Origin of the sequence: Bacteroides sp. AF34-31BH, assembly GCF_003602795.1 — a bacterium.
In the GTDB taxonomy this organism is placed as follows: domain Bacteria; phylum Bacteroidota; class Bacteroidia; order Bacteroidales; family Bacteroidaceae; genus Bacteroides; species Bacteroides uniformis.
On record NZ_QTLV01000006.1, the window covers coordinates 47,035 to 65,411 of the forward strand.

Annotated in this window: 23 protein-coding genes and 1 tRNA gene; 10 read left to right on the plus strand and 14 right to left on the minus strand. The window is 47.1% G+C overall.

Translation table 11 applies throughout. From position 1 onward, the window contains the following. From DWZ67_RS10870 to DWZ67_RS10880, 3 genes are all read left to right on the plus strand, one after another. Positions 1-1,756, plus strand: a 1,756-nt coding sequence (locus tag DWZ67_RS10870) for a KamA family radical SAM protein (RefSeq protein ID WP_243635156.1), incomplete at its 5' end; no start/stop codon positions are given. 54 nt (positions 1,757-1,810) lie between these two features. Next, complete coding sequence (locus DWZ67_RS10875; RefSeq protein WP_016273281.1) at positions 1,811-2,386, plus strand: uracil-DNA glycosylase family protein; 576 nt, start codon at positions 1,811-1,813, stop codon at positions 2,384-2,386. 75 nt (positions 2,387-2,461) lie between these two features. Then, a tRNA-Trp gene (locus DWZ67_RS10880) sits at positions 2,462-2,534 on the plus strand. 57 nt (positions 2,535-2,591) lie between these two features. On the opposite strand, the gene DWZ67_RS10885 is transcribed toward DWZ67_RS10880, so the two are convergent. From DWZ67_RS10885 to DWZ67_RS10900, 4 genes are all read right to left on the minus strand, one after another. Next, on the minus strand, positions 2,592-3,137 hold the full coding sequence (locus DWZ67_RS10885) for a 7-carboxy-7-deazaguanine synthase QueE (RefSeq protein ID WP_120138832.1): 546 nt from the start codon (positions 3,135-3,137) through the stop codon (positions 2,592-2,594). Then, complete coding sequence (gene queD, locus DWZ67_RS10890; RefSeq protein WP_005826426.1) at positions 3,124-3,456, minus strand: 6-carboxytetrahydropterin synthase QueD; 333 nt, start codon at positions 3,454-3,456, stop codon at positions 3,124-3,126. The genes DWZ67_RS10885 and queD overlap by 14 nt, the downstream gene beginning before the upstream one ends. A gap of 105 nt (positions 3,457-3,561) precedes the next feature. Next, entirely contained in the window at positions 3,562-4,395 is an 834-nt protein-coding gene (locus DWZ67_RS10895) for a phosphodiester glycosidase family protein (RefSeq protein WP_057089191.1), read from the minus strand. Positions 4,396-4,410: 15 nt separating this feature from the next. Further along, entirely contained in the window at positions 4,411-5,283 is an 873-nt protein-coding gene (locus DWZ67_RS10900) for a pyridoxamine kinase (RefSeq protein WP_005826422.1), read from the minus strand. A 35-nt stretch (positions 5,284-5,318) separates the two neighbouring features. On the opposite strand from DWZ67_RS10900, the gene DWZ67_RS10905 reads away from it, so the two are divergent. Beyond that, positions 5,319-5,678, plus strand: a complete 360-nt coding sequence (locus tag DWZ67_RS10905) for a YbaN family protein (RefSeq protein WP_057097625.1) — start codon at positions 5,319-5,321, stop codon at positions 5,676-5,678. Positions 5,679-5,787: 109 nt separating this feature from the next. Here DWZ67_RS10905 and DWZ67_RS10910 read toward each other — a convergent pair whose 3' ends face one another. The 7 genes from DWZ67_RS10910 to DWZ67_RS10940 all read right to left on the minus strand — a co-directional run bounded on the left by DWZ67_RS10910 (position 5,788) and on the right by DWZ67_RS10940 (position 9,724). Further along, complete coding sequence (locus tag DWZ67_RS10910; RefSeq protein ID WP_009036613.1) at positions 5,788-6,366, minus strand: MTA/SAH nucleosidase; 579 nt, start codon at positions 6,364-6,366, stop codon at positions 5,788-5,790. A gap of 134 nt (positions 6,367-6,500) precedes the next feature. After that, positions 6,501-7,280 (minus strand): hypothetical protein, encoded by a 780-nt coding sequence (locus DWZ67_RS10915; protein WP_016273217.1) that lies wholly within the window; start codon positions 7,278-7,280, stop codon positions 6,501-6,503. 65 nt (positions 7,281-7,345) lie between these two features. Beyond that, positions 7,346-7,636, minus strand: a complete 291-nt coding sequence (locus DWZ67_RS10920) for a winged helix-turn-helix domain-containing protein (protein ID WP_005835827.1) — start codon at positions 7,634-7,636, stop codon at positions 7,346-7,348. Positions 7,637-7,656: 20 nt separating this feature from the next. Beyond that, entirely contained in the window at positions 7,657-7,866 is a 210-nt protein-coding gene (locus DWZ67_RS10925) for a hypothetical protein (protein ID WP_034523121.1), read from the minus strand. An 8-nt stretch (positions 7,867-7,874) separates the two neighbouring features. Continuing rightward, a complete protein-coding gene (locus DWZ67_RS10930; protein ID WP_034528593.1) occupies positions 7,875-8,486 on the minus strand; it encodes a hypothetical protein in 612 nt (203 codons plus the stop codon). Between the two features lie 13 nt (positions 8,487-8,499). Continuing rightward, positions 8,500-9,081, minus strand: coding sequence for a hypothetical protein (locus DWZ67_RS10935; protein ID WP_005835823.1), 582 nt, complete (start codon positions 9,079-9,081; stop codon positions 8,500-8,502). A 115-nt stretch (positions 9,082-9,196) separates the two neighbouring features. Then, positions 9,197-9,724, minus strand: coding sequence for a hypothetical protein (locus DWZ67_RS10940; protein ID WP_034528592.1), 528 nt, complete (start codon positions 9,722-9,724; stop codon positions 9,197-9,199). Between the two features lie 555 nt (positions 9,725-10,279). Between DWZ67_RS10940 and DWZ67_RS10950 the strand changes: the two genes are divergently transcribed. From DWZ67_RS10950 to DWZ67_RS10965, 4 genes are all read left to right on the plus strand, one after another. Continuing rightward, a complete protein-coding gene (locus DWZ67_RS10950) occupies positions 10,280-10,573 on the plus strand; it encodes a hypothetical protein (RefSeq protein WP_008663836.1) in 294 nt (97 codons plus the stop codon). A gap of 14 nt (positions 10,574-10,587) precedes the next feature. Continuing rightward, positions 10,588-10,878, plus strand: a complete 291-nt coding sequence (locus tag DWZ67_RS10955) for a cell division protein ZapA (protein ID WP_005826408.1) — start codon at positions 10,588-10,590, stop codon at positions 10,876-10,878. A 125-nt stretch (positions 10,879-11,003) separates the two neighbouring features. Beyond that, the gene (gene rny, locus DWZ67_RS10960) at positions 11,004-12,542 is read left to right on the plus strand and encodes a ribonuclease Y (RefSeq protein WP_005835816.1); all 1,539 of its coding nucleotides are present in this window, start codon (positions 11,004-11,006) and stop codon (positions 12,540-12,542) included. A gap of 85 nt (positions 12,543-12,627) precedes the next feature. Continuing rightward, entirely contained in the window at positions 12,628-13,398 is a 771-nt protein-coding gene (locus DWZ67_RS10965) for a copper homeostasis protein CutC (RefSeq protein ID WP_120138834.1), read from the plus strand. 142 nt (positions 13,399-13,540) lie between these two features. On the opposite strand, the gene DWZ67_RS10970 is transcribed toward DWZ67_RS10965, so the two are convergent. Together DWZ67_RS10970 and DWZ67_RS10975 are read right to left on the minus strand one after the other, a co-directional pair. Then, positions 13,541-14,143, minus strand: a complete 603-nt coding sequence (locus DWZ67_RS10970; protein WP_009036606.1) for an OmpH family outer membrane protein — start codon at positions 14,141-14,143, stop codon at positions 13,541-13,543. 25 nt (positions 14,144-14,168) lie between these two features. After that, positions 14,169-14,402 carry a hypothetical protein gene (locus DWZ67_RS10975; protein WP_005835814.1) on the minus strand — a complete coding sequence of 78 codons (234 nt, stop codon included), beginning with the start codon at positions 14,400-14,402 and terminating at the stop codon, positions 14,169-14,171. Between the two features lie 238 nt (positions 14,403-14,640). Between DWZ67_RS10975 and DWZ67_RS10980 the strand changes: the two genes are divergently transcribed. Beyond that, a complete protein-coding gene (locus DWZ67_RS10980) occupies positions 14,641-16,098 on the plus strand; it encodes an aminoacyl-histidine dipeptidase (RefSeq protein ID WP_120138836.1) in 1,458 nt (485 codons plus the stop codon). Positions 16,099-16,137: 39 nt separating this feature from the next. Beyond that, a complete protein-coding gene (locus DWZ67_RS10985; protein ID WP_120138838.1) occupies positions 16,138-17,196 on the plus strand; it encodes an endonuclease/exonuclease/phosphatase family protein in 1,059 nt (352 codons plus the stop codon). Here the strand turns inward: DWZ67_RS10985 and DWZ67_RS10990 are convergent. Continuing rightward, a complete protein-coding gene (locus DWZ67_RS10990; RefSeq protein ID WP_022401650.1) occupies positions 17,193-18,362 on the minus strand; it encodes a mechanosensitive ion channel family protein in 1,170 nt (389 codons plus the stop codon). The two genes, DWZ67_RS10985 and DWZ67_RS10990, sit on opposite strands and share 4 nt — an antisense overlap. Positions 18,363-18,377 lie beyond the last annotated feature (15 nt).

Here is an 18,377-nt window from a genome sequence, read left to right on the forward strand (position 1 = left end):
CCTCCACCAACCCGCCCCCGCCCTGCCCTCCGCACAGAAAATCAAAACCCTGACCGAACGCTGGCCCAGCGGACTGGATGAAGACGTGCAGCATATCCGTGCAAAGAACAAGGAACGCATCCTGCATGCACTGGTGCAGAAGATTGAGCACCGCAAGAACCCGGCTTCCCGCTTCCATTTCGAAGAGGGACTCAGCTACGAGGAGAAGTTCAACCTCGTCAGCGAATGGTGGAATGACTTCCGTTTCCATCTTGCCATGGCCGTCAAAAGCCCTACGGAGCTAAACCGTCTTCTCGGCAACTCCCTTTCTGCCGAAACCATGTACCTGCTCTCAAAAGCCCGTAAGAAGGGAATGCCTTTCTTCGCCACCCCCTATTATTTGTCACTGCTGAACTGCACCGGCAGCGGATACGACGACGAGGCTCTGCGCAGCTATATACTCTATTCACCCCAACTGGTGGAAACCTACGGACAGATACGTGCCTGGGAACGGGAAGATATGGTGGAACCCGGCAAGCCTAATGCCGCCGGCTGGCTGCTGCCCGACGGGCATAACATCCACCGCCGTTATCCGGAAGTGGCCATCCTCATCCCCGACACCATGGGACGCGCCTGCGGAGGACTCTGCGCATCTTGTCAGCGTATGTACGACTTTCAAAGCAAACGGCTCAATTTTGAGTTTGACACCCTGCGTCCCAAGGAGACATGGGAAAAGAAGCTGCGCCGGCTGATGGCCTATTTTGAGGAAGACACGCAACTGCGGGACATTCTCATCACCGGCGGTGACGCACTGATGAGCCAAAACAAGACGCTGGGCAACATATTAGACGCCGTCTACCGCATGGCAGTCCGCAAGCGGAAAGCCAATCAGGAACGGCCCGAGGGAGAAAAGTATGCAGAGCTGCAACGTGTACGCCTCGGCTCACGCCTCCCCGCCTACCTGCCCATGCGCATCAATGACGGGCTGGTGGAGATTCTAAGGGAATTCAAGGAAAAGGCGTCTACCATCGGCATCCGCCAGTTCATTATCCAGACACATTTCCAAACCCCGCTCGAAGTCACTCCGGAAGCTGCCGAAGGAATACGCAAACTGCTGGCGGCAGGCTGGCTCATTGATAACCAACTGGTATACAACGTAGCTGCATCCCGCCGAGGGCATACCACCCGCCTGCGCCAAGTGCTCAATCAGTTGGGAGTGGTTTGCTACTACACCTTCTCCGTGAAAGGTTTTGAAGAAAACAATGCCGTGTTTACCCCCAACAGCCGTTCCGTACAAGAGCAACGGGAAGAAAAGCGCTTCGGGAAGCTGACCAAGGAAGATGCCCATAATCTGTCCGTACTGCTTGGAACCGTCCATGACCCGGCAGCCTGCATCCGGCGTTTCCTGAAAACGCACCACCTGCCTTTCCTCGCCACCGACCGCAATGTGCTCAACCTGCCCGCCATCGGCAAGAGCATGACCTTCAACATGGTAGGCATCACTCCCGAAGGCAAGCGCATCCTGCGTTTCGACCATGACAGCACCCGGCGCCACAGCCCTATAATAGACCGGCTGGGACAAATATATATCGTAGAGAACAAGTCCATAGCCTCCTACCTCCGCCAACTGCAGGCCATGGGAGAAGACGCCGAAGAATATGCCACCATCTGGAACTATACGGAAGGCAAGACAGAATCCCGGTTCAGCCTCTACGAATATCCTGATTTCCCCTTCCAAATCACCGACAGAATGAGCAATCAGGACATTGCAGGATAGCATATCCAAGATATATTCCGTACTTTTGCAGGCAGAACAATGAAATTGGAAAGTATGGAAATAGAACAACACCCTTTAGAACCCTTCCTTCCCGGCAACGCCCGTCTGCTGATGCTGGGAAGCTTTCCTCCGCAGAAAAAGCGGTGGTCCATGGAGTTTTACTACCCCAACTGGAACAATGACATGTGGAGGATTACCGGGTTCCTTTTCTTCAATGACAAGGATTATTTTGTAGACAAGACGAAGAAGGCTTTCTGCAAAGAACGCCTCATCAGTTTCCTGCAGGAAAAGGGTATTGCCTTGTTCGACACAGCCTCTGCCATACGGCGCCTGCAGGACAACGCCTCGGATAAGTTTCTGGAAGTGGTGCAACCCACGGACGTCCCTGCCCTGCTACACCGGATACCGCAATGCAAGGCTATCGTTACCACCGGCGAGAAGGCTACGGACACGCTGTGCACGCAGTTCTCCATCGACAAGCCCAAAGTAGGCGACTTCACGGAGTTTCTTTTCGAAAACCATCCGATGCGCCTCTACCGGATGCCTTCTTCCTCAAGAGCCTACCCGCTGGCACTGGAAAAAAAAGCAGCAGCGTATCGCATTATGTATCAGGACTTACAGATGTTGTAAGCAACTTTCTTTATAAAATAAGTACGTCTGTTACTTGCATATTTGAAAGTTTGCATTACCTTTGCAGCCGCAAACACGGGAGTAGCTCAGTTGGTAGAGCACCGGTCTCCAAAACCGGGTGTCGGGAGTTCGAGCCTCTCCTCCCGTGCATGAACGAATAATGGCTGTAAGCATTGCTTACAGCCATTATTCGTTTTATAAATGCCTACCGGATATCTATCAGCTTATGTGTCTGCAAACTAAGTCTCCACTTAGGATGCTTCATCACGCAATCCACCGTTTCGGCCGTATTGCTGCAAGAGCAAGGCTGAAGAAAAAAATGCCCGGCGGGCAACTGCTCATAAACAGTAATATCCTGCCCTTCATACACCACCTTCACTTCATTCATACGCGTAATTTCCAGCTTTGCCCCCTGCTTGGGAGAACAGGTCACCCAATCTATATTATCCGGCAGCGGACGGGTACCGTTTGTTTCAATGCAGACATACTTTCCCGCCTGGTGCAGACAATCCACAAATTCACGGTCAATCCAAAGGGAGGGTTCTCCACCGGTCAATATCACGGTAGCGGTAGGGTATTTACTGACTTCTGTTACGATATCTTCATCGGACATCAGTATGCCGTCCTCATGCTGCGTATCACAGAAGGGGCACTTCAGGTTACAACCGGAAAAACGGATAAAGACAGCCGGGGTACCCGTATGGTATCCTTCTCCCTGCAAACTGTAGAATATCTCATTAATCTTCCTCATAGACGGCAATGTTTGATTCCGACTCCTGCACCTCTACCTTGAAGCAAGTGGGTATCTGGTCGCATATCCAACGGGCTATGTTCTCGGCTGTGGGATTGAAGGACAGCACTTCATTAAGATTATGATGATCCAGCTGTTCCTTTACCACCTGCTTGATGTGACTGAAGTCTACCACCATTCCGTCCGCATTCAGCTCTTTGGAACGGCAATAGACAGTGATAATCCAGTTGTGACCGTGCAGATTCTCACACTTACTGCGATAAGAAAGTTTCAGGCTATGGGCAGCCGACACTTCCATACGTTTGATGACTGTGTACATATTGTTAATACGCTAATTAATATAATAAGTTGCCGCATCTAATGTCACCTCGATGCGACGGCAAAATTACAAAAAACTTAAGATTTATCCATTTACTTCCCTAACTTATTCGTACACACAAAGAGAATTGGCAACCTTACGCTCTGCGCTGCCACTCGGGGTATTGGCTATTCCCTTATCCGGCAACTCCCCACTCCACAGCGTAGAAGAACCGCCACCGTCCAGATTCAACGCATCCTCCCCACCCAATACACGAATCATATGGGCAAGCTCGGGTATATTGATGCCTTCCGCTTTTCCCTTCCGACGTCCGTCAACGACAATAAGCAGGATTTTTCCTTCTCTTGTCAGCGCCACAGCACTGCGGGGATGCTTGGTATCTACAAAATTCCGGTTAGTCCCGGACAAGTCGCACACTTGCCCGTCCTTCAGCATCAAAGGACCGGAAGCCAGCACAGTGCCTTTTTTCAAAGTACATGCCTTTTCATCCTGCTTGCTCCAGGGAATCAGTTCCAGCCTGCCCTTCTTTATAAGTACAGCTCCATTGGACACTGTTGCCAGAACCCCAGTAGAGGTAGTATCTATCACCACCCCGTCCTTACGCAGATAGCAGACGGAATTTCCGGCTTTCATATCAAAATAGGAGCCATTGATGGCCGCCACCGCACCTGCATGCCGGGCGGCTATACTGGTCTCCTCCTTGGGATTGTGGACGAGCACATCGAAACGGTAGCGCTTCGGGGATATTTCAAAAATAGACACTTCCTGAGGAACTCCATACAAAGAACTGAATACTGCCTTTTTATAAAGCATCCCTTTCTGCAGGGGCTCAGTCTGCCAATCGGCAGAAACGATGGCAAGAGAGTCGGCAGCAGTCTGCGCCATTGCTGCAAACATGCCGCAACAGAGAAACACTGCCAGGAATATTTTCTTTTTCATATAGATGGGATTGGTTTAAATTAATTCATAGCTGCAGATTTGAATCGGCATGTCGAGATTATGCAACACCTTTTCAAGCTGTATACCTTCACGGTTGTCGTACTCGTATCCGAAAGTAGCACGGATACCTTGCAGAATGAACTGCGTGGCACGGTCCAGGGCAATGGGCAAACTGTCGCCTTGCAACAGTGCCCCGGTGATGACACTGGTAAACGTATCCCCCGTTCCGGGATAATGGGCCGGCAGGTAAGGACACGTAACCTTCCAGTAGCGGTTACCGTTCCGGTTATAGGCATACACGGACGTCTTATGCTTATCATCCCGTACGGGCACACTGGTAATAATCACCACTTCGGGACCACAATCGGAAAGCTGGCGAAGGTATGACTTCAATTCCTCATCCGTATTCATCTCCTTATAAGGAATACCCAGCAGATAGAACAGCTCCGTCAGATTGGGGGTAACGACATCGGCCTTGGTGATGAGATGTTTCATTTCATCAATCATGGACTCGTGGAAGTTCGCATAAAGCCGTCCGTTATCACCCAACACCGGGTCTACCACAACCAGACCGTCCGGTCGGCGGAAGTCATCAATAAAGTCAGAAACAATATGTATCTGCCGCGGAGAACCCAGATAGCCGGTATAAAAGGCATCAAACTGTACTTCCAGCTTCTTCCACTCGGAAATAATCTTCGGCATTTCATCCGTCAGGTCCAGAAAAGAGAATTCCGGATACTGGGTATGGCTCGACAATACGGCTGTAGGCAACGGACACACCTGGAAACCCATAGACGAAAGGATGGGAATGACCACCGTCAGAGACACCCGTCCGACTCCCGACAAGTCGTGGACGGCAACAACCTTCTTTACTTTATTCGCATACATATTATCTATATTATTATTTTTCCTACATTTGCCGCATGAAAACCGTCTGCATCATTTTGGGAACAGTTTCTTTGGCACTCGGCATCATCGGCATCTTCCTGCCGTTGCTGCCCACCACGCCTTTCCTGCTGCTCACGGCAGCACTCTACTTCAGAGGCTCACCCAGACTGTACCAATGGTTGCTGAACCACAAATGCCTCGGTCCCTACATCCGCAACTTCCGCGAGAACAAAGCCATCCCTCTACGTGCCAAAATCATCTCCCTACTGCTGATGTGGGGAACAATGGTTTACTGCATCTTCTTCTTGATTCCACTAACAGAAATAAAGATAGTATTGTTCCTTGTCGCTGTGGGGGTGACTTGGCATATACTGTCATTCAAGACGTTGAGATAAATGAATGTGCTAATGTGATTAATGTGCTAATGTGCCAATGACCTGCGGTGTGAGAGTCTAATATACACATAGCGCAGCCAATTAGCACATTGGCATATTAGCACATTAATCAAACTCCTCCCAATTTTTCGAAGAATTCTCCCAACCCCTTCCGAGCATCGGCAAGCTTGTCTTCCCAATGTTTCACGGAGTTCTGCCCGATAATATCCGTCACGTACTTCACCGAAATGAAAGGAACATTCTTGGCACGGCATACCAAAGCCTGGGCATAGGCTTCCATATCCACAACATCACCGGACACATCCGAGAGTTCTGTCAAGAAAGTATCCCCCGTATTACATACACCGCCTGCCGGCCAGTGTAAACAATATCCTTTTTGGGACAACAAATCCATTGAATCAATCTCATACTCCATACCAAGCTCCACCAGCTTCTGCATATCACGGTCCACAAAATGACGGCATACGAAAATATCTCCTACCTGGTGACGGATAGTCCCTGCCGTACCCACATTGACCACCAAGTCCGGTTGCGCATGGCTTATCGCTTCAGAAAGATAAAAAGCCGATTTCACCTTTCCCACACCGGTACGGAGATAGCCAACCTGCACCTCTTCCTCCCCTATCAGTCCGGGAAATTTCAATTCAGTAAATTCGCCTTGTACGGCATAAGTAACCAAGATTCTCATATCAATTCATTGTTTGTAGTTCCTACCTATTCAAAAAATTACTCCTTGAAGAAAAGACAAAGGTAGAAACCTTTTTTTGAAGATTCCTACCTTTGAGGCAATTAAATGCACAGTGGTTCCAGAAGAATGATAAATTATTCGTCCAGTTTCCTTTTATATTCGCCGATAAAATAACTGTCCGGATACTCCTTCTCTGCCATCAGCAAGCAATTTTTGGCCTCATCCGTCCTATCGTTCTGCATATAGTATTGAATCAAGAGAGCATAGGCGTATTCTCTTCCCCAGGTAGGCAGGCTGGAATCATCTGTATTCTTGTCAGGAGATGAAGTAGCTTTCTTCAAATAATATTCCACCTTCTTCCCGCCACCGAAACTAGCCGGAGTGTAATAATCGTTACTGCCCAATACATACCAACCTCTTACATTGGTAGAGTCCAGTTCCAAAGCCTTCCCAGCATTTTCCCGAATGCCAGCAGATATTCTTCCTGCCTCCATACCCGAAGCAAACTGAATGGAAAAACTCTGCACAAGCGCTAATAAGGCATAGGTTTCAGAAGTTTTGTTCCCTATATCATTCAAAATAGCGGAGGCTTCCTTTATCACTTTCCCACTATCTTCCTTCTTTCCAAGTTTCAAATAGAAAACACTTTTATAGTAGGTAATATAAGCCTTCCAATACGGAACCATACCATTCCCATCTTCAAGTTTGTTCAGCTTTGTAAACAGACTATCGAGCGGAGCTGCAGTATTTTGAACAAAGCAATTGTTCATAGCCAGTTCAATTTTTTTCTGAATGCCGTCCAGTACATCATCAGATTCAGTTCTTGACAATGAGGCTCCACAAGCCGCATTGACCATACATACGCCTACTACAAATGCAGACAAGAGGACAAATAAAACAATACTCCTTTTCATAATTTCTCATTGTTTTTAATCAGACACTGCCATTTTCCATCAATCCCATCAAATTCTCAGGAAAATCATAATTTTCCCACCAGATAAGATTTCAACGCCTCTATATATTCTTCAAAGGCATCCACTCCCTGCGGAGTAATCCTACAAAGTGTACAAGGCATTTTTCCTTTAAAAGTTTTTGTTATCTCCACATAACCCGCCTTGCTGAGCTTATCCAACTGCACACTGAGGTTTCCTGCCGTAGCTTTCGTTTGTTGGCGGATATAGACAAAATCCGCTTCCTCAACACTGATGAGCAACGACATCACCGCAAGCCGCAGTTCACTGTGGAGCAAAGGGTTCAGTTCTTTAAACATATCAAATTTTATTCTTCCATTTATTTTTCAACAATGCATAGAGAGATATTCCCAACAAAGGAAGCCCCAATAAAAGCATGTCCCAACGTATAGAATACCATATTTCCAACAGATTCCCATTGAACTTCTTTTATTGCAACCGGAAATAAAATGAATAGCAAAACAATCATCCATACCATAAATTTCCAGGAGAGCAGAAATCTGTCCAAAACATTATTTATTGTCTTCATCTTATACCTCACTTTCTGTTGTGAACTTCTTTCCGGGCTTTATAGTTCAAAATATGCCCCGGAACAATCATGGCAAAGACCACCACACCGGTAAACCAAACCAAAGACACGTATGACGTTCCGGAATTCAGTGCATCAAAGAAACTCTTCATACCCCACATAAGCCCCATAGCCGGAAAGATAAAAAATGTAGTATAACGAATGATGCAACCCGTAATGATACTTCCCATCGACATGACAATAGCCCCCATAGGAAGAATAACCTCATACCGTTCAAGATCCGTAGCCATCAATACAAATATCATACAAATCAGTCCAAACATCCTCCAAACCTGAACTAAAATCTTGTCAATGTAAGATTTTACCATCTTCTGACGCTTACGCATCAAAAGAAATGTCAGTAAATACCCGATAACGGGAATTCCCCAAAATCCCCACATCCAGAGAGGATTCTTTGTAAAGTACACACCCGCCAACACCGTCAATGTCACCAATACACTCACATATCCCCACACTAAAAACATGTTTCCGCTACCTGTGTCCAAATTCCGACGCGTATTCTGTATCATCTGAGTGATGAGTTCCAAACTCTCTTTCTCGTTCAGTTTCTTGTCTTCCATAATCAATAAATATTTATTTATCCTGCTTTGCCATTCCGTTTAAGTAATGTCCCGGTATCACCATCATAAAAACAAAAGCCGATGCAAAAACCAGTATTTGGTCGAAACCGTGTACATAGATACACCCCACAGAGGCCAAAGCTCCCACCACTCCGCACACTGTCACTACCTTCATCTTTATAATCAGTCCCGTCAGTGCCGTCCCCATTCCCATCATCAGTAATATGACAAAAAGGACAGACATATTCCAGAAGAAGATGGAAACCCAGGAAACAAAAAAGCCCCCTAATCCGAATACCGCCCATACATATCCTACAATACGGTCAATATAAGTCTTAATCATCTTCGGCTGTTTGTGCTCAATCCATAAAGTAGAAGGCAGGGAAATAGCCGGCAACAAAAACCACAGCCATTGCCAATGATAATTTCCCGTTTCCTTCAACAGAAACCAAACCAATAACGACACTATTATGGTCGTATATCCCCATATCAGAAAAGGAGCTCCGGAATTCCGAGTCATCCGGGACTTCGTATTCTGTATCATTTGAGCAATGAGTTCCAAACTCTCCTTCTCATTCAACACTCTGTCATTCATAACCAATAGATTTATTATTCAACATCAAATACATTCAATATCAAGAAAAGCATCAGTAGCCAATTGGCCGTAAGCATATACACAAACCAGGTTTCCATATTCCCTCCTTTCAGAATTAAACAAGAGTATACTGAAGAATCCATAAACACAGTAGAATGCCCACTAAAACCAGCAGTACTCTCACCGTCACCACATAACATCTGGCCAACAAGCTTTTACGCAAAAAGAAAGCCTCACCCAAAGCCAGTATCACCAACCAGGCATAACCATAAAAAGTAGTGATATGCCATACATCCTTTGACTCCATGCATACTGCAAAAAACAGAAAATCCGAAAGTAAAGATATTCCCACAGCAACCAATGATACAAACAACGCCTTCTTCATCAGATTCCCGGCATTACTCCCACAAGACAAGCAAGCATAAATGCCTATCCCCCAGAAAAGAGGGTTTACAGTAAGCATCAGCAACATACCCAACCGGGGGCTATGACTCCAGGGAACCCACAACACGATATTGGAAAGCCAATACAAACACATCACCGTTAGTACAGTAAATATCCACCAAAGCTGATGCTGCCAACTATCCCGTACCACTCCAGCAACCGGCTTCTGCTTCCCCATATCAAATATCTTATCTTCCATAATCTTTAATCAGTTAAATTCTTATTCATTTCAGCACATATTCCCCGATTGACAATCTAAGATGTTGCAAATATAATTAGTTTATTTTATAAACCAAACTATTATATAAATTATTTTATTTATTTCTTTGCATCCTCCTTTACTATAGATTATTCCAATCATTCCCAAGCAGTAGTTCCGGAAACAGCAAAAAGTAATTCCTGCCTTACTAACTATTAATCGTCCGATAACCGTTTTATTATCGTCCGACATATGTCTAATTATCGTCCGACAGTTGTTGGACGATAATTCAACAACTGTCGGACGATTAATAGTTAGCAACAGAAATACTAAGCGTTTGAAAAGAAAGGAAGAGAATCCTTGCAGAAAACCAATAGTCCCACACCTATCCACATATCCTATCTTTTGATAAACAGTCCGCCCCTTTTCAATCCCCCGAAACCAAGCTTTCATAGGCCATTTCGGTTATTTCGGCACTTCTACAACACATTTTCTCCGAAAAGTTTTTGTAATCTCCAAGTAAATCGTATTTTTGTGTACAATTTTGGTGTAGTGATGACAGACGAAGAAAAGAAGCTATTAAGTACCTTTGAAGCCAGACTGCGGCATTTAATCTATCTGCACGATGAATTAAAACGCGAAAATGCTGAGCTAAAGCAACTTCTTGAAGCCAAAGAGGAGGAATACGGGAAGGTACAAGCTGAATACCGGGAACTGGAACTTAACTACACGAACCTAAAAACAGCTACGACAATCAGCCTTAACGGCAGTGACGTGAAAGAGACGAAACTGCGATTGTCCAAATTAGTGCGTGAAGTCGATAAATGCATCGCTTTGTTGAATGAATAAAGAGAAGAGGATGTATGAACGATAAGATAAAGATAAACCTGCAGATGGCAGGAGCCTCCTACCCTCTCACAATCAACCGTGAGGACGAGGAAATGGTAAGAGAAGCCGCTAAGCAGGTAGATATCAGGCTCAATGCGTATCGGGAGCATTATCAGAATGTGTCTCTAGAGAGAATTATAGCCATGGTGGCCTATCAGTTCGCTTTAGAAAACCTTCAGTTGAAGGACCGTAATGATACTGAACCCTATACAGCTAAAATAAAGGAACTGACAGAGGTATTGGAGACCTATTTCAAGGAACAATAAGCTGCAATCCCTCCGTCGGGTCGGTAAAAGAGAGAAATTCGCGCACTGTACAAAAGTTTGCCCTTCATCAAAGCAAGCTTTTATGCAGTGCTTTTTTATTTATATACTAAAAACAAATTAATAAAATGACAGTAGTTACAATAGTATTATCCATTGCCTGCTTCATTGTCGGAGGGTTTGCCTCGTACTTGTTCTTCAAGCACGGGCTGAAAAACAAATACGACGGTATCCTGAGAGATGCGGAAGCGGAAGCGGAAGTGATTAAGAAGAATAAGTTGCTGGAAGTAAAGGAAAAATTCCTGAACAAGAAGGCGGACTTGGAAAAAGAAGTGGCCCAACGTAACCAAAAGATACAGCAGGCAGAAAACAAGCTGAAACAACGTGAATTGGTACTGAACCAACGCCAGGAAGAAATCCAGCGCAAGAAGATGGAAGCAGAAGCCGTGAAAGAAAATCTGGAAGCCCAGCTGTCCATCGTAGACAAGAAGAAAGAAGAACTGGAGCACATGCAGCGCCAGGAAATAGAAAAACTGGAAGCTATCTCCGGACTTTCTGCCGAAGAAGCCAAAGAGCGCATGGTAGAATCCCTAAAGGAAGAAGCCAAAACGCAGGCCCAGTCCTACATTAACGACATCATGGACGACGCCAAGCTGACGGCAAGCAAAGAGGCCAAGCGCATCGTGATACAGAGCATCCAGCGCGTGGCTACGGAAACAGCCATTGAAAACTCAGTAACCGTATTCCACATCGAATCAGATGAAATAAAGGGACGTATCATCGGTCGCGAAGGCCGCAACATCCGCGCCCTGGAAGCTGCCACCGGTGTGGAAATTGTGGTAGACGATACTCCGGAAGCTATCGTATTGTCAGCTTTCGACCCGGTTCGCCGTGAGATTGCACGTCTGGCATTGCACCAGTTGGTAACAGACGGACGTATCCACCCGGCACGTATCGAAGAGGTAGTTGCCAAAGTACGCAAGCAGGTAGAAGAGGAAATCATCGAAACCGGTAAACGCACTACTATCGACCTGGGCATCCACGGTCTGCATCCGGAACTTATCCGCATTATCGGTAAGATGAAATACCGTTCTTCATACGGCCAGAACCTTTTGCAGCATGCACGCGAGACAGCCAATCTTTGCGCTGTGATGGCATCAGAGCTGGGACTCAACCCGAAGAAAGCAAAACGTGCCGGACTGCTGCATGATATAGGCAAGGTACCCGATGAGGAACCGGAATTGCCGCATGCACTCTATGGTATGAAGCTGGCAGAAAAGTTCAAGGAAAAGCCAGACATCTGCAACGCCATCGGTGCCCACCACGACGAAGTGGAAATGACCAGCCTGCTGGCCCCCATCGTACAAGTATGCGATGCCATTTCAGGAGCACGCCCGGGAGCACGCCGCGAAATCGTAGAAGCCTACATCAAGCGCCTGAACGACCTTGAGCAACTGGCCATGTCCTATCCGGGAGTGACAAAGACATATGCCATCCAGGCAGGCCGTGAGCTGCGTGTCATTGTCGGTGCAGACAAGATTGACGACAAGCAGACGGAGAACCTTTCCGGTGAAATCGCCAAGAAGATTCAGGACGAAATGACTTATCCGGGTCAGGTGAAGATTACCGTTATCCGTGAGACACGTGCGGTGAGCTACGCAAAGTAACATCAGAAAAGAAAATAAATGCAGAAAAGGGTGAATTCGTATTCACCCTTTTCTTATTTTTGCACCACAACCATAACTTTACAAAATGAAAGATTATCAGTTTGAAGTTTGTGCCAACTCTGTAGAGAGTTGTATTGCCGCACAAGCCGGCGGAGCAGACCGGGTGGAACTATGCGCAGGCATCCCCGAGGGAGGGACAACCCCCTCATACGGCGATATCCTCATCGCACGGGAAGTATTGCAGCAGACCAAATTGCATATCATTGTCCGTCCCCGTGGAGGAGACTTCCTTTACTCCTCCACCGAACAGCGCATCATGCTGAAAGACATAGAGAATGCCCGCCGTCTAGGCGCTGACGGAGTCGTGTTCGGTTGCCTGACGGCAGAAGGAGATGTAGACATTCCATTGATGGAGCAGCTTATGAAAGCCTCACAAGGGATGTCCGTCACCTTCCACCGTGCTTTCGATGTATGCAGAAATCCACAAAAAGCAATAGAAGATATTATCGAATTAGGATGCAACCGCATCCTAACTTCCGGACAGCAACCTACAGCAGAGCGAGGCATTCCCCTTCTGAAAGAGCTCCAACAACAAGCATCAGACCGAATCATTCTATTGGCAGGCTGTGGGGTGAATGAAGCCAACATAGCCCACATTGCCCGAGAAACCGGCATCCGCGAATTTCATTTCTCCGCCAGGGAAAATATCGAGAGCTCCATGCTCTATCATAATTCCGCCGTCTCTATGGGAGGAACGGTACATATTGATGAATACACACACACCATCACTACTGCGGAGCGGGTAAAGCGTACAATCGGAGCATTAAAAGCCTCTCCCCTAGCCCCTCCCCCGTAGGGAGGGGGACAGAGATAGTCCTACAAAATACAAACAAGAGCAACTTCAAAACTCCCCTCCCTACGGGGGAGGGGTCGGGGGAGAGACCTATAAAAAAAGGATGTACTTTCGGTACATCCTTTTTTATATCATAGGATAAATATTATTTCTTCACCGGAGAAGAGTATCTTGCATTCAGACCATCCAGAATCTCACGGGTGATGTTATAGACACTGTCTGCATAGAGCAGGTTGTCAAAACCCGTATTGCTGATAATCATGCTGTAACCTTTTGTCTTATTGTACTCCTTCAGGAAAGCGTTGATAGAATCACGCAGTTGCAGGCTATTCTTTTCATTCTCACTCATCAGTTCAGACTGCAGCTTGTTGCTCAGGTTCTGCAAATCCTGCTCCAACTTTGCAATGCGGTTGTATTCCTGCTGTGCTCTCTCCTGAGAAAGATAAGCGTTGTTCTGATACTTTGTCTGGAATTCCTGCTTCTGCTTCTCCAGTTCGCTGGCTTTCTGGTTCAATGTCAGACGGACATTCTCGCCCTTCTTCACCATAGCCTCATTCAAGTCTATGCAATAGTTGTATTTTGCCAAAAGCGTATCTATTTCAACATAAGCAATTTTCATTTCCGATAATCCGCCGGCTTGTGCAGGAGCGTTTGTTGTCTGTTTATCAGTATTGCCGGCACATTGAGCAAATAAAACGATCAGTGCGAGAGCTGCCAGACCGTTCATGAGGTAGTTTAATCTCTTCATAATTGATAAATATTGTTTTTTAAAATTAGTTCATACTATCGTTTAAGGCTTTTTCCAGTTCATCAATGGAAAAACGGGATTTGCGTTGTGCTTCTCTGTCCTGCGACTGCACACAGCCGATACCTCTATCGCGCATTGCCTTATTGCCACTGACATGCCCGTTAGGGAACCTGCCGCCTTTCACAAAAAAGACCTTCACACCCAATAAAACAATGCAAATAGCAACTATTAACAGAGTTATCAATATTGTATCAAGCATTTCCATTAATTTTGTTACATGAAAATAGTGTTTTTACTATTTTTGTGGGTGCAAATATAGGGCTTTGGTTGGACTAACTCGCCTTTTTTACTCTAAAAAAAGAGAAAGGGGAATAAAATAGTCAATCAATTTAACCATATTTAGCAATAAGTGGTTAATTTAATGGAGAATTGATATTTGACAATTGATAATGAAGGCTGCATAAACACATGTAAGGCAGCCGCTAATTCAGATAATTATGGAAAAAAAAGACTTGAAACCGGCTGGTGTATTTCACTATTTCGAGGAAATCTGCCAAGTGCCGCGCCCTTCGAAGAAGGAAGAGAAAATCATTGCTTACTTAAAAGCATTCGGAGAAAAACATAAGTTGGAAACGAAGGTGGACGAAGCCGGAAACGTTCTGATAAAGAAACCCGCTACTCCGGGTATGGAAAACCGCAAGACTGTCGTACTTCAATCGCACATCGACATGGTATGTGAAAAGAACAACGACGTGAAGCACGACTTCCTGACCGACCCTATCGAAACCGAAATTGACGGTGAATGGCTGAAAGCCAAAGGTACTACCTTAGGAGCCGACAATGGCATCGGTGTAGCCACCGAACTGGCTATCCTTGCCGACGACAGCATCGAGCACGGCCCTATCGAATGCCTGTTCACCGTGGACGAGGAGACCGGACTGACCGGTGCTTTTGCATTGAAAGAAGGCTTCATGAACGGAGACATTCTGCTGAACCTCGATTCCGAGGATGAAGGCGAGCTCTTCATCGGCTGTGCAGGAGGTATAGATTCCGTTGCCGAATTCACCTACCGGGAAGTGGACGTACCGGCAGGATATTTCTGCTGCAAAGTGCAGGTAAAGGGGCTGAAAGGCGGACACTCCGGCGGCGACATACACCTGGGGCGCGGCAATGCCAACAAGCTGCTGAACCGCTTCCTGAGCCAGGCATCCCAGAAGTACGACATGTACCTTTGCGAAATAGACGGTGGTAACCTGCGCAACGCCATTGCCCGCGAAGCACACGCGGTAATTGCCATACCCGATGCCGACAAGCATGCCCTGCGCACAGACTTGAATGTCTTTGCCGCCGAAGTGGAGGCAGAATATGCCGTCGTTGACCCGGACCTCCAATTCGTACTCGAATCGGAAGCAGCCCGTCCCAAAGCCATTGACAAAGATACCGCCAAGCGCTTGCTGCAAACCATCTATGCCGCACCTCACGGTGTGTATGCCATGAGCCAAGACATTCCGGGGCTGGTGGAAACCTCCACCAATCTGGCCTCCGTAAAGATGAAACCCGGCCATATCATCCGCATCGAGACCAGCCAGCGCAGCTCTACCGCCTCCTCCAAACAAGACATTGCCAATATGGTGCGTACTGTATTCGAAATGGGTGGAGCAGCCGTATCGTTCGGCGACGGATATCCGGGCTGGAAGCCCAACCCGCATTCAGAAATCCTGGAAGTGGCTGTTGATTCCTACAAACGTTTGTTCGGTGTAGATGCCAAGGTAAAAGCTATCCATGCAGGTCTGGAATGCGGACTGTTCCTTGACAAATACCCGGCACTGGACATGATTTCCTTCGGACCTACCCTGCAGGGTGTGCACTCTCCCGACGAACGGATGCTGATTCCTACCGTACAGAAGTTCTGGGACCATCTGCTGGATATACTGAAGCACATTCCGGTGAAATAAATATCCCGCGTTCCTTAAAGGGGAACGGAAATAGTTTGTATGAACGTTATCCATAAGATAGGAGTTATACTCTTCCTTCTCTGCCCGTACATCAGTCTGTACGGGCAAGAAGGAAGAGATACCCTCACGTTTCGGATAGTAAGCTACAATGTAGAAAACCTATTCGACTTCCGACATGACACACTAAAGAATGATTACGAGTTCCTGCCGGATGCCACCCGGCATTGGAACTACTCTAAATACAGAAAGAAACTGGATAATATAGCCCGCGTCATCATCGCCACCGGAGGATGGACGCCGCCCGCCCTTGTTGCCTTGTGTGAGGTGGAGAATGACAGTGTGATGCGCGACCTTACCCGCTACTCTGCCTTGCGCGAAGCAGACTACCGGTATGTGATGACACAATCTCCCGACGAACGCGGCATCGACGTAGCGCTGCTTTATCAACGTAATCTTTTCAAACTGCTTTCCTATCAGAGCCTCCCCGTAGACAAGCCCCGGAAGAATAGCCGTCCCACACGGGACATTCTTCACGTCAGCGGATTGTTGCTGAACCGGGATACGCTTGATGTACTGGTAGCTCACTTCCCATCCCGTTCGGGAGGGGCAAGAGAGTCTGAACCCTACCGGCTACTGGCTGCCCGAAAGGTGAAGCATGCTATAGACAGCCTATACACGATACGCCAACATCCGCAAATAGTCCTTTTAGGGGATTTCAACGATTATCCGGAGAATAAATCGGTAAAGGAGGTGTTGGAGGCAGCAGCACCGTCAACATTGCAAGACTCTCTACGTCCACAAAAACTTTACCATCTACTGGCAAGAAAAACCAAGACACGCAAGCACTTCGGCAGCTACAAGTATCAAGGAGAATGGGGACTGCTGGACCACATCATCGTATCGGGTACGCTGCTGCAAGAACACGCACCGCTATATACAGAGGAAGCGAAGGCAGACGTATTCTGCCTGCCCTTCCTACTGACAAGAGACAAGAAATACGGAGGGCAGCAACCCTTCCGCACCTACTACGGGATGAAGTATCAAGGAGGATACAGCGACCACTTGCCTGTATATGCGGAGTTCCGGTTGATATATTAGTCGGAATACTGATACAGTTTCAAGTCAAACTTCTGTACCATCACCAGCAAGTGGTCGAAGATGTCGGACTGAATGCGCTCGTACTCTTTCCATACCTTGTTGCGAGAGAAGAAATATACCTGGATGGGTACCCCATACGTCGTGGGTTCCTTCTGGCTGATAATCAAGTCCATCTCCTGGTTCACCACCGGCAGGCTGCACAAATAGCGTTCGATGTAGATACGATAGAGCTGCGCATTGGTTGGCACCTCTCCTTCTGCAGGCTGATAGTCGGCCATCAAGGGGACTTCCTTGCGGATATTATCCAGCATTTCCGGAGTGCAGAACTTCAAGGTAGTCATATCCAGAAAGATATTCTTGTTTACCCGTCGCCCGCCACTTTCCTGCATGCCGCGCCAGTTCTGGAAGGAGTTGTTCACCAGGGTATACGGCGGTACGGTCGAGATGGTTTCGTCCCAGTTGCGTATCTTGACCGTGTTCAGCGTAATCTCCTCTACAACTCCATTGGCAACGCCACCCGGCAGCGCTATCCAGTCCCCTATCCGCAACATGTCGTTAGCAGAGAGCTGCACGCCGGCTACAAACCCCAGAATGCTGTCCTTAAATACCAGCATCAGTACAGCCGCAGATGCGCCCAGACCGGCAAACAAGGTCATAGGAGACTTGCCTATCAGCACTGAAACCACTATGATGCCTCCGATAAAAAACAGTAGCACTTGCAATACCTGCACGAAGCCTTTCAGCGGACGGTTCTTCTGCTTGTCCTTCATGTTATAAACATCGAGCATCACCAGCAACAAGCCGTTGATAGTAAGCAGCACCGCCACAATGATATAGACAGCACACACCTTTTGTGAGAACTCAAGCATATCCTTTCCACGCACAAAGGCCATGGGCAGCAGGTAGTAGATGAGGATTCCCGGCAGAATATGTATCAAATGGTGTATCACCCTGCGTTTCATCAGCAACGTATTCCACTGATGGGGAGAGCGCCGGGTATAATGCTTCATACCGCCAACGAAGATTGCCTGGCACAAATAGTCCAGCCCTATCGAAAGCCCCACCATCAGCAGTGCAATAATCGTCTCGTCAAACATATCGGCAAACTTCGGGTCTATCCCCCAACCTATCAGGACTTTATTCATCCATCCTCCTAAACTCATCATAAGCTCTCTTTTTTT

Bases quoted from the DNA above. Each gene is read 5' to 3' on its own strand.
- DWZ67_RS10875 (WP_016273281.1), top strand. From the start codon at position 1,811: ATGGAAATAGAACAACACCCTTTAGAACCCTTCCTTCCCGGCAACGCC.
- DWZ67_RS10885 (WP_120138832.1), bottom strand. From the start codon at position 3,137: ATGAGGAAGATTAATGAGATATTCTACAGTTTGCAGGGAGAAGGATAC.
- queD (WP_005826426.1), bottom strand. From the start codon at position 3,456: ATGTACACAGTCATCAAACGTATGGAAGTGTCGGCTGCCCATAGCCTG.
- DWZ67_RS10895 (WP_057089191.1), bottom strand. From the start codon at position 4,395: ATGAAAAAGAAAATATTCCTGGCAGTGTTTCTCTGTTGCGGCATGTTT.
- DWZ67_RS10900 (WP_005826422.1), bottom strand. From the start codon at position 5,283: ATGTATGCGAATAAAGTAAAGAAGGTTGTTGCCGTCCACGACTTGTCG.
- DWZ67_RS10905 (WP_057097625.1), top strand. From the start codon at position 5,319: ATGAAAACCGTCTGCATCATTTTGGGAACAGTTTCTTTGGCACTCGGC.
- DWZ67_RS10910 (WP_009036613.1), bottom strand. From the start codon at position 6,366: ATGAGAATCTTGGTTACTTATGCCGTACAAGGCGAATTTACTGAATTG.
- DWZ67_RS10915 (WP_016273217.1), bottom strand. From the start codon at position 7,280: ATGAAAAGGAGTATTGTTTTATTTGTCCTCTTGTCTGCATTTGTAGTA.
- DWZ67_RS10920 (WP_005835827.1), bottom strand. From the start codon at position 7,636: ATGTTTAAAGAACTGAACCCTTTGCTCCACAGTGAACTGCGGCTTGCG.
- DWZ67_RS10925 (WP_034523121.1), bottom strand. From the start codon at position 7,866: ATGAAGACAATAAATAATGTTTTGGACAGATTTCTGCTCTCCTGGAAA.
- DWZ67_RS10930 (WP_034528593.1), bottom strand. From the start codon at position 8,486: ATGGAAGACAAGAAACTGAACGAGAAAGAGAGTTTGGAACTCATCACT.
- DWZ67_RS10935 (WP_005835823.1), bottom strand. From the start codon at position 9,081: ATGAATGACAGAGTGTTGAATGAGAAGGAGAGTTTGGAACTCATTGCT.
- DWZ67_RS10940 (WP_034528592.1), bottom strand. From the start codon at position 9,724: ATGGAAGATAAGATATTTGATATGGGGAAGCAGAAGCCGGTTGCTGGA.
- DWZ67_RS10950 (WP_008663836.1), top strand. From the start codon at position 10,280: ATGACAGACGAAGAAAAGAAGCTATTAAGTACCTTTGAAGCCAGACTG.
- DWZ67_RS10955 (WP_005826408.1), top strand. From the start codon at position 10,588: ATGAACGATAAGATAAAGATAAACCTGCAGATGGCAGGAGCCTCCTAC.
- rny (WP_005835816.1), top strand. From the start codon at position 11,004: ATGACAGTAGTTACAATAGTATTATCCATTGCCTGCTTCATTGTCGGA.
- DWZ67_RS10965 (WP_120138834.1), top strand. From the start codon at position 12,628: ATGAAAGATTATCAGTTTGAAGTTTGTGCCAACTCTGTAGAGAGTTGT.
- DWZ67_RS10970 (WP_009036606.1), bottom strand. From the start codon at position 14,143: ATGAAGAGATTAAACTACCTCATGAACGGTCTGGCAGCTCTCGCACTG.
- DWZ67_RS10975 (WP_005835814.1), bottom strand. From the start codon at position 14,402: ATGCTTGATACAATATTGATAACTCTGTTAATAGTTGCTATTTGCATT.
- DWZ67_RS10980 (WP_120138836.1), top strand. From the start codon at position 14,641: ATGGAAAAAAAAGACTTGAAACCGGCTGGTGTATTTCACTATTTCGAG.
- DWZ67_RS10985 (WP_120138838.1), top strand. From the start codon at position 16,138: ATGAACGTTATCCATAAGATAGGAGTTATACTCTTCCTTCTCTGCCCG.
- DWZ67_RS10990 (WP_022401650.1), bottom strand. From the start codon at position 18,362: ATGATGAGTTTAGGAGGATGGATGAATAAAGTCCTGATAGGTTGGGGG.